We start from the raw sequence: 14,052 nt of genomic DNA on the forward strand, positions 1-14,052 counted from the left end.
CCAAATACCGTTTGATAAAGTGTGATACGACACACATAATTCACCCAAGTTATCACTACTCCCATTTATCGATTTGGAGCTTAATTATGGATACAAGAAAACTGGTTCTGATTTTGTTATGTATCTTTCTTCCGCCTGTCGCGGTGTTTATGGAGAAAGGTCTAAATAAAGACTTTTTGATTAATCTAATATTGACGTGTTTCTTCTTTCTACCAGGTACGATCCACGCGCTTTGGTTAACAATGAAGTAACCACTTACACTCTCACTCTTTATAAAATTGAAAAATGGGATGAAATATGAGGGCAATTCCTCTATCATCCTGTCGCCTAAGCGCAAGCGTTTGCTCAAAAGCAAATACGGCGCTTAGGCTCCAATCAGACAACTTTTCAATGGTGGGAGCAATTAATGACAACACTGACTATCACTCGTCCTGACGACTGGCACGTTCACTTACGCGATGGGGAAGTTCTTAAAGACACCGTTCGCGACATCAGCCGCTACAATGGCCGTGCGCTGATTATGCCAAATACCGTCCCACCTGTTACTACAACTGAGCTCGCCCTAGCCTACCGTGACCGAATTCTCAAAGAGCAACATGGCGAACAGTTTGAGCCTTTAATGGCGCTTTACCTTACAGATAACACGACACCAGACGAAATACGTAAGGCTAAAGCAACCGGACACATTGTTGCTGCCAAGCTCTATCCTGCTGGCGCCACAACAAACTCAGATTCCGGTGTGACCAATGCGAAAAACATTTATCACGTTTTAGAAGCAATGGAAGAAGTAGGAATGTTACTTTTGGTTCATGGGGAGGTAACACATCACGATGTTGATATATTCGACCGAGAAAAAGAATTCCTTGATACCGTCCTCGCTCCTATCGTCAATGATTTCCCTAATCTTAAAATCGTACTAGAACATATCACCACCGCCGACGCAGCAAACTTCGTTAACAATGCCTCAGACAACGTAGCGGCTACCATCACTGCCCACCACCTTCTTTTCAACCGTAACCACATGCTTGTGGGTGGTATTAAACCTCATTTCTACTGTTTGCCAATTCTTAAGCGCGGAACCCACCAGCAAGCGCTGATCGAAGCAGCAACTAGTGGTAGCAAGAAGTTTTTCCTAGGTACAGACTCAGCGCCACATGCGAAAGGGGCAAAAGAATCGGCTTGCGGTTGTGCTGGTTCTTACACTGCACACGCTGCGCTAGAGCTTTATGCAGAAGTCTTCGAAAAAGAAGGCAAGTTGGAAAACTTGGAAGCTTTCGCAAGCTTCAACGGTCCTGATTTTTACTGCATTGCACGTAACACAGATACGGTAACGTTAGAAAAATCCGCTTGGGATGTGCCAGAAACGATGCCATTTGGCAATGATATCGTTGTGCCTATTCGAGCAAATGAACAGATCGAGTGGAAAGTGAAGTAAGTACTTTACTGACATTTCACCTATAAAACAGGGTCATGCTTTTTGTAAAAAGAAGTCATGACCCTTGTTATTATCGTCTCATGTTTTAGATGTGATTATTGACCACGAAGCTTTTCAACCATCGTCCATACCGCAACCACAACCAACCCCGCCACAAAGCCGATAATACCGTTCAGTAAAATAGGCAAAATGGCTGTAGCAACCGAATGACCACTAAAGTTCATAATAATCGGCTCTACAAAGTGATGAATGGCTGGCACGTTGTGCACCACAATTCCTCCACCCACCAAAAACATCGCAGCAGTTCCTACAATGGTTAACAACTTCATCAACTTTGGTGCAAAAGCGACCAAGGCCCCTCCGACTTTCGCTACCCAACCTTTACCGTTTGAGCGACTTTCAAGGTAAAGGCCTAAATCATCTAGCTTCACAATCCCAGCGACTAGTCCATAAACTCCAACCGTCATAATCACTGCAATTAAACTGACAACTAAAATTTGCGTAACAAGACTGGCTCCTGTCACGGTACCTAACGCAATCACGATGATCTCTGCTGAAAGGATAAAGTCTGTTCGAATCGCACCAGAAACTTTACGCTTTTCATACTCTTCTATCGACTCTCCAGTATTAACTAGCTCCTCTTTTTCTTCGTGCGGATGCGAGTGAGGAAACACTTTCTCAAGTACTTTCTCTGCCCCTTCAAAGCAGAGAAATAAGCCGCCAATTAGCAATAATGGCATAATAAGCCATGGAATAATCGCGCTAATAAGTAAAGCTGAAGGAACTAAAATCAATTTATTTTTGAATGAGCCTTTTGCAACCGCCCAAACCACTGGAATCTCTCGCTCAGATGCAACACCAGACACTTGTTGAGCGTTTAACGCTAGATCATCTCCCAATACACCTGCGGTTTTCTTTGCCGCCATTTTTGACATTAAGGCGACATCATCAAGCACCGTGGCAATATCGTCCAACAGTGTGAGTAAACTTGCTCCAGCCATTTTTTGTCTCTTATATGAAATTGAGTAAGTAACAAAATGTAACACCAATGAATCACTCATCAAAGTGATGATTTTGCAAAGAATACCACCCCAAATGGTGTTTTATATTGCCGTAAAGATAAGACAGGTCTAGTCTTGTGATACCTTTCAGCAGTCAAAAGAAAAAGTATAGATGAAAAGTGGATACATTTACCCGATCGGTACTCCTGGCCAACCTTGGAACGAAGAAGAACGTAAAGCTTGGTTAGCAACGCAAGAAGTAAAACGTAGCTACCAAGATGAAGTCGTCAGTAAAATCGATGCCCTACGCGAGCGTTTTGATGTTGAACAATATGGTGCGCTCTCATACAACGAGGCACGCTTCCCTCTGTTTTGTATCAAAACACGCAATTGGGATTCAACTAAACCTGCTGTGTTGGTCACAGGCGGCGTGCACGGTTACGAAACCAGCGGTGTACATGGCGCATTAAAGTTTGTAGAAACAGAAGCAGAGCGCTATGCAGAGCATTTCAATATTGTCGTTGCACCCTGCGTAAGCCCTTGGGGTTACGAGGTGATCAACCGCTGGAATCCAAACGCGATTGATCCAAACCGCTCTTTCTATAAGGATAGCCCTGCCGAAGAGTCCGCTAACCTCATGAAGCTCGTTGCAACTTTAGGCGATGTGTTAATGCACATTGATCTACATGAAACGACAGATTCTGACGAAACTGAGTTCCGTCCAGCCTTAGCTGCTCGTGATGGTATTGAGTACATTGAAGGTATGATCCCAGATGGCTTTTACACGGTGGGAGATAGTGAAAACCCTCAGCCTGACTTCCAAAAAGCGGTCATTGAGTCAGTTGCAAAAGTGACTCACATTGCACCAGCAGATGAAAACGGCGAAATCATCGGTTCACCCGTCGTACAGTTTGGCGTTATCAACTACCCAATGGTAAAACTGGGCCTGTGTGGCGGCGTAACAAATTGCGTTTACGGCACGACAACGGAAGTGTACCCAGACAGCCCAACGGTGACCGACGAAGAATGTAACGATGCACAGGTTGCAGCCGTGGTGGGTGGTTTGAATTACGTACTAAGTAAGCTCGAATAACACAGGTTAACAATAAAGCAACTGACGATGTCTTTGAATTGTGAATCAGCTTTACTTTGCTCCAAAAGCAAGTTGAGACATTAATCCGCTAGTTTATTAGAAATTACCGCATTAACATCGCTAACACTGAAGATGCGAAGCATCACGACTTTATGACGCTATTTTAATGCGGTATCTAATAAATCCTAAAATACAAACGACATCTAGACATCATCGTCACTACTAACTCCTCTTCCTGAACAAACTATCGTCATACCATTTAAATCAAACCTCAACCAACGAGCTTCTGAAGCGAAAAACATCCTTAAACAATAAGAAAGCTTAATGCTCTTTGGCTTTATTTTTTAATCACTTACCCAAAAGCACATGCATTAGCCATTGCCTTGTTTTTTATACGCGATTGATCTTTTTAGAGAAACATATATGAACCTCATTGCTTAACCGAAAAAACAAAGATATAATGAAAATAATTATCATTTGCATTTTAAATCGAGAACCTCTTTCTCTTTGCATTGAAAGCGGCACTTTTCTTTTGCTAGTTAATCCAGTTTTAAAGCCAAATCAGCACGTTGAATTTTTAGGTATGGCCTAGTGATACTTTGAGGGCTGGATTGTGACCTTAATGTTTATAAAAAATAACTTGGTTATGTTTTGTTGGAATTTAGAACCTATATGCGAATAGATATTCATTATTCGTATTCCATCCCCAAGTCATAAGTTTAGAGAAACTCATTTTATTTTGGGGCAGATTCTGTATGAGTATTCACGTAGTAAGCCTGTTTTTTATACTGTGCTTAACTTCAATTTTCGTCGGCGCAAACCAACTAGATTGGTCGTTATTGCTGACCATGGATGACAAAGCTTGGCTACCGATTACTGCTAGCAGATTACCAAGGCTAATCGCACTAATTCTTACCGGATCTGGTCTCGCAATATGTGGTGTTATTCTTCAACATATTGTTAGAAATCGTTTTGTTGAGCCGGGCACCACAGGCGGTATCGATGCGGCAAAGCTCGGTATTTTGGTATCTATCGTCATGCTTCCATCCTCAGACAAGCTTGAACGTATGCTCTTCGCCGTACTATTTTGCTTCGCCGCTGGCCTTATCTACATTGCCATCGTACGAAAAATTAAATTCAGTAACTCTGCGTTAATACCTGTGATTGGGCTTATGTTTGGTAGTGTACTAAGTGCTATAGCGGAGTTTTATGCTTATCAAAACAACATCTTACAGAGTATGTCCGGTTGGTTAATGGGAGATTTCTCCAAAGTGGTCCAAGAACACTATGAAATAATTTTCTTGATTTTACCCATCACCCTACTGACTTACTTATATGCACATAAGTTTACTGTGATGGGAATGGGCGAAGATGTTGCGTCCAACTTAGGAATTAATATTGCGTTCACTGCCGCCTTGGGTCTAATGCTAGTTTCCGTGACAGTTGCTATAACAGTGGTGACCGTAGGTGCCATTCATTTTATCGGTTTAGTCATACCTAACCTAGTCGCACTAAAATATGGCGATCACCTTAAAAACACCCTACCAATCGTTGCACTAGGCGGCGCTTCGTTACTTATTTTTTGCGATGTCATAGGCAGAGTTGTTGCCTTTCCTTTTGAAGTCCCAATGGGATTAACAGCCAGTGCTATCGGGGGAGTCATGTTTCTTGTGTTTCTTTTGAAAGGAGCACGAGTATGAGATCACATTACTCAAACATGCTAGTGAGCATTATACTCGTTTGCATACTGTCTATCGCCTTTATCTTTACAAACTCTGGGTGGGATTTTGATTACGTCATCCCCAAGAGGCTGATTAAACTTGGTGCCATAGTTATTGGGGGCAGCTGCGTGGCCATCTCTGCTGTTATTTTCCAAGCTTTAGCTGGTAATCGTATTCTTACGCCATCCATTATGGGATATGAGTCGGTTTATCTGGTTTGGCAAACCCTACTCTTATTACTAGCGGGCACTTCTGGCATTGCTACATTAGGCGTTGTCGGTAATTTCGCTGTCTCTGCAATACTCATTCTGTTGTATTCCTTAGCGATTCAATCTTGGGTACTCAATAGATTTAAACATGACATGCACCAAGTTCTGCTGATTGGCTTTGTATTGACAATGGTGCTGACAACTCTTGCTCAATTTATCCAGCTCAGAATAAGCCCTGGAGAATTCTCTATCCTTCAAGGGCTCAGCTATACCTCGTTTGAGCGAGCGAAACCTTCTACGTTACTTTTTTCCAGTATTGCGTTAAGTGTTTTGGCACTCTTTGCTAACAGATGGTCACGCGAGCTAGATGTGATAGGTCTAGGTCGAGACCAAGCGATGTCATTAGGACTAAATGATAAGCAATATGTACCAAAGTTCTTTGCTGTAATCGCCATTTTGGTAGCAATTTCGACGAGCTTGATTGGCCCAACGGCTTTTATGGGAATTTTTATTGCCAATATTGCTTATTCCGTTACTAGCGCACCGAACTACAGACACACATTGCTCGTTGCTTGTGCTATTGCAATTGTCATGTTCTTGTCTGGTCAACTTCTGGTAGAGCACTTATTTAACTTTAAAACCACCGTCTCTATTTTGGTGAATGTCCTTTGTGGGGGATATTTCCTAGCCATCACGATAAGAGCAAGAAGCCAAATATGAAAACTGTTACTCGCCTGTTTAAAGACAACTCACTGACAAAAAGGAAATACCCCATGTTTAAGAGCCCCCTACGTTTGAGTATCGCGCTTGCTTGCTGCGCTCTAGGAACCTTATCAGGTTGCGAGCCGGAAATAACTAAAATTGAAGATACTCAGCCATTAGAAAAGCTCATCGTGATTGAACACAATCTCGGAGCAACTACTATTTCTCATCGCCCTCAACGAGTGGCAGCATTAGATATGAACGAAGTGGACTTTTTAGATCAGCTAAATGTTCCAATCTCAGGAATGGTGAAAGACTTTGTTCCTCACTTTCTAGCGAAATACAAAGACACACCTGAGATAGCGGATCTTGGCGCGATAGTTCAGCCTAATATGGAAAAGATCTATGCCCTAAAACCAGATCTCGTATTGATGACTCCGCTACATGCTAATCAGTATGAAGAACTCTCTCAACTCGCTCCGACTTTACATTTTGACATCAGCTACCGTAATAGTCGTGACCATCACGTCGATACCATTAAGAAACACCTTGTAGAGCTTGGTGAGATCTTTGAAAAGCAGGAGCTAGCCCAACAGAAAGTTGCCGAAATCGATGCAAAAGTCGCAGAAGTGCGCGCTGTTACGAAAGAGCGTTCAGAAAAAGCTTTGGTTGTCATGCATAACAATGGTGCTTTCAGCTCATTTGGCGTTGAGTCTCGTTATGGCTTCGTTTTCGATGTTCTGGGGGTAAAAGCAGCGAGTGAAAAAGTGGAGACAGGTTTGCATGGTCAGCCAATTTCTAGCGAGTTCATTAGCCAAGCTGATCCAGACATTCTTTACATCATTGATCGAACAGCAGTAATGGAAGGAAAGCCTGTCATTGATGCGGAACACTTAGCAAACCCGCTACTCCGTCAAACCAAAGCATGGAAAAACGACAACGTCGTTTTTGTTGATGCCGATGCTTGGTACATCACTTCAGCAAGCATCACATCTCTGAAAATCATAATTGATGACATCCTAAAAGGTTACCAAAGCTAAATCTAATAACAATGAGTTGGATCTTAAGTAATTCAACACTCAACCGACGTCAGAACGGATGTGAGCTAGCCCAAACAAAGAAAAGGAATCTATAATGACTCATGACTATCATCAGATAGCGATGGACTCTTCACAGAAAAACAAACCAAGCCCGTGTCATATCGCCCTCTTTATTTCACTTCAATTTAGTACTTTTGTCGTACCAATTAGTATCGCTCAAGCTGAAGAAGTCGTAGATGAATCAATGACAGTTTATGGTGAAGCAAACAGAGTTTATGCCGCTGGCAAAGTTTCTCACGCGAGTAATATGGGAATGCTTGGCGACAAAAACTTCATGGAAACGCCTTTCAATACGATTGGATACACAGAAAAACACATTCAAGACCAACAAGCACGCGATATCTCAGATGTAATCTCAGCTTCTGATCCCTCTGTTTTCACCAGCGGTGAAACCGGCTTAAACAAAGAAAGTTTCAAAGTAAGAGGTTTCAACTCAGACATTAGCGACGTTATGTTTAATGGATTGTATGGTATCGCTCCTTATTACCGAACCTCTCCTGAAATGTATCAACGTATTGATGTACTTAAAGGTCCTGCTTCTTTGCTCAACGGTATGCCACCGAATGGATCTGTTGGTGGCACCATCAACTTAGTGACAAAAAGAGCACAAGAAACACCAATCACATCTTTCACCGGCAGCTACTTATCGGACACTCAATTCGGAGGACATATCGATATTGGACGTCGCTTTGGTACAAATGAAGAATTTGGTATTCGTTTCAACGGTGCATTTAAAGATGGAGACACCGCGATAAACAACCAAAGCAAAAAAACTCAACTTGCATCATTAAGCCTTGATTGGCGTAATGACATTGCTTTCCTTGAAGCAGATTTTTACTACAGTACAGAGCGAGTTGAAGGTGCAAACCGTGGGTTAAGCATCGCTTCTGGTCTCAAAATCCCATCACCTCCTCCATCTGACACATTATTGACGCCAAGTTGGGCCTACAATGATAGCGAAGATAAAGGGATGATGATTCGCGGGGAGCTAAACGTTAGTGACTCTGTAACTGTATACAGCGCATTGGGTGGTAGCCGTACAGATTTTCATTCAAATGTACCGCAACGAATCAAAATCATCGATAACGAGGGTAACCTAGAGGTATCTCTCGGATCAGTTAAGCTTGAGAACAAACGAACTTCAGGTGAGATAGGTGTTCGTAGCAACTTTGACATTGGCCCAGTAGAACACCACCTTGTACTGAATAGTACTTACTTTAGAGAAGATAAAAATGATTCTCCAACAGGTAATAATAATCCAGCCCCTTGGAACTCGAATATTTATGATCCTGTTTGGGGACCAGAAAATTCAGTTTACGACAACTACTATGGTTTACCTGTCGATTCAACTCAGGTCAGCTATGGCATTGCCGATACGTTATCTTTTGTTGATGGGAAATATCAAATCACGCTCGGCTTGCGTTACCAGAGCATTGATTATGAATCTGGAATAATAATGAACGGAATGTCGCTTCCTACCACCAAGTTTAAGGAAAGTACTTACACTCCCGCACTTGCAGCATTATACAAAGTTTCGAGCTCAGTTTCGCTTTATGGTAACTACACCGAAGGCTTAACGAATGGGAAAACAGCAGGCTCTAGCGCCGCAAACGCAGGAGAGGCTTTTGAACCCCAAAAAACCAAACAGACTGAAGCAGGCGTGAAGCTTGACCTGGACGGCTTTGCTCATACGTTCAGTTTATTTGAGATTAAAAAGCCAAATGGGTACCAAGATCCGGATACCAACATTTTTTCTTTCGGTGGTGAACAGCGCAATCGCGGTATTGAATGGGGGTTCTACGGCACACTATCAAAGGACTATACGCTCATCGGTGGTATCGCCTATACAGATGCAGAGATTACAAAAGCAACAGATGTGACAGAGGAGGGGAAACAAGCAACTAAGCTACCCGATTTACAAGCTAAACTCGCATTAGAATGGAACCTCCCTGCGATGCGTGATCTCACGCTTATCGGCCAAGCGAACTATATGTCTGAACAGTACATTGATGCACAAAACACTCAGGCATTACCTGCACAGACTATTCTTGATCTTGGCGCACGCTACAACTCAAAAATTGCTGAAACAAGCGTGGTTTGGCGCCTTAGCGTAAACAATGTACTGGATGAAGATTACTGGACAACCACCCACTATGCGGACCTAGCTCTTGGCGCACCACGTACAGTGATGCTGTCAGCTACTGCGGATTTCTAATCCCTCCACCTCCCCTTTAGCCTGCCTTCTAAGGGGGACTTACTCCCATTTGGCTGTTCATGAAAATTCACAACAAATCAAAGGAAGTACTCATCTTCAACATTCAAGCAGACAAAGAGCTCGCAACACCTACGGCCAAAGTTAATTCAAAACATAATCCATCAACGTCCACTTCCATAGGCTTTATATGAAAAACGATAAGAGCTCAATATGCTCTACCACGTTCTCCTTATTTTCGCTTGATAGGCTAGATAAGGTGACAATATGATAAGTAAAATCAGCCAACATTACGTTACGCCTAGCTTAATGCCAGCCTTAAAGCCATCGATTAAGAAGCTTGCTTTGGGAACGTTTTGTGAAGCACTTGCCGCTGTGGCAAAAGTTGGTGCACTGCTATGCTTGATAAACCTTATCGATAAATTTGCAAACCAATGGATTTACGGTGCCATAGGACTTTGGGCGGCTAGCGCACTTGCCTCATCAGTGGGCTCGTGGTTAGTTCATGATGCCGAGTCGCAGTTTTCCACTCGATTACGTCGCCAAGTTGCTCAGCACTTGACGCGCTTGCCAAGCAAGACCATCTCTCAATATGGTGATAATCAACTGCGTCGCATAGTTTCCGAAGACATCAGCACGCTTCACCACATGGTTGCGCATTTGCCTTCAGAACTCGTGACATTCATTGTCGTTCCCGCAACTTCTATTTTTATCATGTTGAATCTCACAGGTCCGGTAGCGATGCTTACTCTGCTCCCTGGTCTAATTGCATCATTGTACTACCTACTCTTTTTACCTAGGTTCGCCGCTAAACATGGCAAAGAGCGCATGACAATAATGGGTGATATCGTTACCGCAGTAAACGACTACACAAGAGGTATCCGAGTAAATCGAATTTACGGCACGCAAGCAGGAGCACTCGACAGCTATAATGATGCCACAAGACGCTTTACTCACGGCATAGTGAAATGGGTTGGTAGCGTTGCCCTTCCAGCAGCAATTGCTACCGCATTACTTCAAGCGGTTTCGACTTTCGCAATGGCCTATACCATTGGCTATGAATTAAGTCCCGTGGCAATGGCGTCGCTATTCTTTTTTGGTTTGGCCGTCGTATCACCCGCACTGAAGCTTGGCCATGGATTGGACTACGTTAACGCAGGAAAGAATGCTGCAAAGAACATCAGCGACTTTTTACAGCAACCACAAATAGAAAGTGGCAGTTTGAGCGCGGGAGAAAAACCGCTATCACTACAAGCATCAAATATCGTAGTGGCTAATGGAACCGTTAATATTATTGATAACTTCTCCCACTACTTCCCACGGGGTTCATTTACAGCCATCATGGGGCCTAGCGGAGCAGGCAAAAGTACGTTACTACGTCTATTAGCAGGTCAAGAAACACCTCTTTCAGGCTTCGTTACCTTAGGAGGCAATCAACTGTCTAAACTCTCTGAGATATCCCGATACTCCGCCATACGCTATGTACCCCAAGATATCGGTGTACTCAAAACTACCATTAGGCAGAATTTGAAACTATCAACGCCAAGTTCAAGTGACGACGAGCTGAACCAAGCTTTGCAACAAGCTCAATTAAAGATTGACCTCAATTCTGATGCAAGCGTGCTTTCAGGAGGCGAGCAACAACGTGTCGCAATAGCTAACACATTTCTAACTCAAGCCAACGTTCTATTACTGGATGAACCAACCAGTGCTCTCGATAAAAATACGGCCTTCACTGTGATCAGAAATCTCGCGAAGTTTGCGAAAACACAAGACAAGATATTGATCATAATTACTCACGACTCAGAACTCGCGAAACTTGCAGACACTACATTGATGCTCAACAGAAAGGCTCAACGACAGGATGAAGAAGTATGACGGCTCACAATACCCTCTATTCCAATTCGACAATTCCACAAAGTGCAAAGCACCGTCTATATCGAGTCGCTATAGGTTGGGGACTAGTTGCATTATTTGAGGCAACGGCTTACACATTTCTTGCAATATCTATTGTCGAACAAGCTTCACCATTGAACGTCATAATAGCTGCTGTTCTAACTGTGATAGTTACCGTTATTGTAACTCGTTCTGGATTTCTCTCTGGTGCGAAACTGGCTGGGGATCTTTATTCATCAGTAGGTCATTCGCTCAGTAAAGCAAAGTTAGCTTGGTTTAATGATCAGCATAGAACTCAGCTCACTCAACTAGCAGAACGAGGAATACCTGGCTTTATGGCCATTCCTGCTCATCAGCTACAAACATTTTTGCACGCTCCAATGTTACCCATATTTTTAATTATCGGTATTGGGGTCGTTGGAGGAGGTGAAATTGCACTACTCAGTGCCGTATTGTTACTAGTTGCACTGCTCGTTCAGTACAAGGCGCAAAGATACCTAAGTCGCTCAGATAGCGACCGACATGACGCAGAGCTTCAAGCGACTAAATCAACACTTGAGCTCATAGATCACCTTGAGTTACTTCGCTCAACAGCGGGGCCTGAGCGCTCAATCGAGCGTATTGAACAGAGTTGGCACGCACAAGAAGAAGCTCATTCAACTATTAATCGTAACGCTTCTATCGCAACCTTAGTATCAGGATTGGCAACGATTTTACCCCTTGCAGGTATCGCCATCTATCTCGTCTTAGAGCCGATTACTCAACCCTTATTAGCCTTGGCTTTATTGATATTGATTACCCGTGCAGCTGCACCTTTGGGTGAACTCGCGTTGGCAGGCTTTGCGATTAACGACGTAAAATCCTCAATTAAAAATTACGCTCAGTTAACGAATGTCCCTGTTCTGCCTGAGCCTAATCCTCAATTTGCAACCTCCCCCAAAAACCATAAGTTCGAACTGAACCTTGTGGGCCATTTAGATCTCTTTGAAGATGCTAGCACGGAGATCAAACAAGGTGATACCGTCGTCATCAATGGAGTCAGTGGCAGTGGGAAAAGCACTTTACTGGGCCTGTTTCTAAGGTTTGATGATCCTGACCAAGGTCTTATTTCGCTCGGAGGGATAGATCTAAAGAATATCCCTTATGACGTGCTCACCCAGCATATAGCCTATGTTGCTCAGGAACCGGTCATTTTTACTGGCACATTGGCGGATAACATTCGGTTAGGTAATCCCAATGCAAGTGATTATGAAGTTGAGAGCTTTGCAAGACACGCACAATTGGACAAACTTATTGACTCATCTCCTAAAGGAATACATCAAACAGTAGGACAAAGAGGCTCAGGGTTGTCAGGAGGTGAAAGACAGAGAGTTGCAATTGCGCGAGCTCTCATTAAAAAGGCGCCAATCCTCATTTTCGACGAAGCGACGGCAGCATTAGACGAAGCAACCGAAAAAAGTATTGCTCAACATATTCAAACATTGAACTCGACCGTGATTATTGTGACGCATCGCGATCAGAATATATGGTCACCCACATTGGAACTCACGATTGAGGGTAGAAGAGTTATAGTTGCACAGTACAACTCTACTTCCTTGAAAAGTAGGGACAAATTGGCGGCTGAAGAAACTAATAACAATCAATACTTAAATCTAAGCGGTGTCAATTGAGTTTTTTGTCACTTTAGCACATTGTATCATCTAAAGAATCTTACAGGCATGTTGTAAAGCAATAATAATAAAGCGAATTCTCAAGGTTATAATTCTGACTCAATCTGACACAAGATAGACGTAGGTCTTTCCAATACCATCAGCTTTTCGAGTCGGTCATCATACAGCGCATTGTCAATTTTTTTAAAATAGACTCTACACTTTTACAACAATCGATTCTTGTATTGCTCCGGTGTCATGCCGGAGTATTTCTTGAACATCGCGATAAAAGGGCTGGCTTGGTTATAACCTAACGTCAGAGCGACTTCTTTTACGGTCTGCCCTTTACGCAGCAACTCCATAGAATGCAAATAACGTACACGTAAGCGCCACTCAGTAAAGCTCATTCCTAATTCACTCTGGCAATGTCTCGCTAACGTGCGTTCTGTGGTATGCACTTTTGCCGCCCACTCCGCCAAACTGATCTCATCCGTCGGCGATTCTTCTACTGCTTTTAAAATCGGTTCAAGATACTTATTGTCGGTAGTCGGTAAAAAGTGATGTTCGACTTCTTGCTTTGCAAGCTGGTCCAATAACACTTGTACCAAGCGCTTGTCTTCATCAGTTTGCGCCACATTAATGTCTCGCTGACGAAAGTCCTCAATAATAGATGACACGATTGGAGTCACTTTGATCAAGCTCGTTTTGGTAGGAAAATGCGCTGTCAATTCAGGGGCAATGTTCAAAGAACAATATTCGATTGGCTTACGGTTGTAGCTAGTGTGACGAATTCCGGCGGGAACCCAAATAGCAAGATGTGGAGGTGCTAGAAATCTTGTGTCTTCTGCATCCATCTCCAGAATCCCACCGCTGATCAGTTGCACTTGCCCCCAAGGGTGGCTATGAATTCGTGTTTCTGTATTAGAGAGAAACGCTTCGAAATTCATAAATACATCTGATGGCGCACGATCGATTGATAAGGAGGGGTGAAGATTTCTGGCGCTCTTTTTCAAAATTGTCTTCCTATCGCTTAC

The 14,052-nt window shown here is 43.2% G+C and carries 11 protein-coding genes; 9 read left to right on the plus strand and 2 right to left on the minus strand.

Features of this window, described 5'->3' with window-relative positions; translation table 11 throughout:
* Positions 1–86 precede the first annotated feature (86 nt).
* Complete coding sequence (locus N646_RS23855; RefSeq protein ID WP_005375297.1) at positions 87–251, plus strand: YqaE/Pmp3 family membrane protein; 165 nt, start codon at positions 87–89, stop codon at positions 249–251.
* A 155-nt stretch (positions 252–406) separates the two neighbouring features.
* On the plus strand, positions 407–1,435 hold the full coding sequence (gene pyrC, locus N646_RS15420) for a dihydroorotase (protein ID WP_017821241.1): 1,029 nt from the start codon (positions 407–409) through the stop codon (positions 1,433–1,435).
* Positions 1,436–1,530: 95 nt separating this feature from the next.
* Here the strand turns inward: pyrC and N646_RS15425 are convergent, their stop codons facing one another.
* Positions 1,531–2,436, minus strand: coding sequence for a DUF808 domain-containing protein (locus N646_RS15425; protein ID WP_017821242.1), 906 nt, complete (start codon positions 2,434–2,436; stop codon positions 1,531–1,533).
* Positions 2,437–2,608: 172 nt separating this feature from the next.
* On the opposite strand from N646_RS15425, the gene N646_RS15430 reads away from it, so the two are divergent.
* From N646_RS15430 to N646_RS15460, 7 genes are all read left to right on the plus strand, one after another.
* Positions 2,609–3,529 (plus strand): M14 family metallopeptidase, encoded by a 921-nt coding sequence (locus tag N646_RS15430; RefSeq protein WP_017821243.1) that lies wholly within the window; start codon positions 2,609–2,611, stop codon positions 3,527–3,529.
* A 755-nt stretch (positions 3,530–4,284) separates the two neighbouring features.
* The gene (locus N646_RS15435; RefSeq protein WP_017821244.1) at positions 4,285–5,229 is read left to right on the plus strand and encodes an ABC transporter permease; all 945 of its coding nucleotides are present in this window, start codon (positions 4,285–4,287) and stop codon (positions 5,227–5,229) included.
* The gene (locus N646_RS15440) at positions 5,226–6,179 is read left to right on the plus strand and encodes an iron chelate uptake ABC transporter family permease subunit (protein ID WP_017821245.1); all 954 of its coding nucleotides are present in this window, start codon (positions 5,226–5,228) and stop codon (positions 6,177–6,179) included. The genes N646_RS15435 and N646_RS15440 overlap by 4 nt, the downstream gene beginning before the upstream one ends.
* A gap of 53 nt (positions 6,180–6,232) precedes the next feature.
* On the plus strand, positions 6,233–7,201 hold the full coding sequence (locus N646_RS15445) for a siderophore ABC transporter substrate-binding protein (RefSeq protein ID WP_017821246.1): 969 nt from the start codon (positions 6,233–6,235) through the stop codon (positions 7,199–7,201).
* 94 nt (positions 7,202–7,295) lie between these two features.
* Positions 7,296–9,476: a TonB-dependent receptor gene (locus N646_RS15450; RefSeq protein WP_005375288.1), complete on the plus strand. Its 2,181-nt coding sequence runs from the start codon at positions 7,296–7,298 to the stop codon at positions 9,474–9,476.
* A 264-nt stretch (positions 9,477–9,740) separates the two neighbouring features.
* Entirely contained in the window at positions 9,741–11,351 is a 1,611-nt protein-coding gene (locus N646_RS15455) for an ATP-binding cassette domain-containing protein (protein WP_005375287.1), read from the plus strand.
* Complete coding sequence (locus N646_RS15460; RefSeq protein WP_017821247.1) at positions 11,348–13,039, plus strand: ATP-binding cassette domain-containing protein; 1,692 nt, start codon at positions 11,348–11,350, stop codon at positions 13,037–13,039. Before N646_RS15455 ends, N646_RS15460 begins: the two co-directional genes overlap by 4 nt.
* A 203-nt stretch (positions 13,040–13,242) precedes the next feature.
* Here the strand turns inward: N646_RS15460 and N646_RS15465 are convergent, their stop codons facing one another.
* On the minus strand, positions 13,243–14,031 hold the full coding sequence (locus tag N646_RS15465; RefSeq protein WP_005385013.1) for an AraC family transcriptional regulator: 789 nt from the start codon (positions 14,029–14,031) through the stop codon (positions 13,243–13,245).
* Positions 14,032–14,052: the final 21 nt, after the last annotated feature.

Origin of the sequence: Vibrio alginolyticus NBRC 15630 = ATCC 17749, from assembly GCF_000354175.2 — a bacterium.
GTDB lineage: Bacteria > Pseudomonadota > Gammaproteobacteria > Enterobacterales > Vibrionaceae > Vibrio > Vibrio alginolyticus.

Coding starts and splice junctions, on each gene's coding strand:
- N646_RS15445 (WP_017821246.1), top strand. CDS start 6,233: ATGTTTAAGAGCCCCCTACGTTTGAGTATCGCGCTTGCTTGCTGCGCT.
- N646_RS15460 (WP_017821247.1), top strand. CDS start 11,348: ATGACGGCTCACAATACCCTCTATTCCAATTCGACAATTCCACAAAGT.
- N646_RS15435 (WP_017821244.1), top strand. CDS start 4,285: ATGAGTATTCACGTAGTAAGCCTGTTTTTTATACTGTGCTTAACTTCA.
- N646_RS15430 (WP_017821243.1), top strand. CDS start 2,609: ATGAAAAGTGGATACATTTACCCGATCGGTACTCCTGGCCAACCTTGG.
- N646_RS15440 (WP_017821245.1), top strand. CDS start 5,226: ATGAGATCACATTACTCAAACATGCTAGTGAGCATTATACTCGTTTGC.
- pyrC (WP_017821241.1), top strand. CDS start 407: ATGACAACACTGACTATCACTCGTCCTGACGACTGGCACGTTCACTTA.
- N646_RS15455 (WP_005375287.1), top strand. CDS start 9,741: ATGATAAGTAAAATCAGCCAACATTACGTTACGCCTAGCTTAATGCCA.
- N646_RS23855 (WP_005375297.1), top strand. CDS start 87: ATGGATACAAGAAAACTGGTTCTGATTTTGTTATGTATCTTTCTTCCG.
- N646_RS15425 (WP_017821242.1), bottom strand. CDS start 2,436: ATGGCTGGAGCAAGTTTACTCACACTGTTGGACGATATTGCCACGGTG.
- N646_RS15450 (WP_005375288.1), top strand. CDS start 7,296: ATGACTCATGACTATCATCAGATAGCGATGGACTCTTCACAGAAAAAC.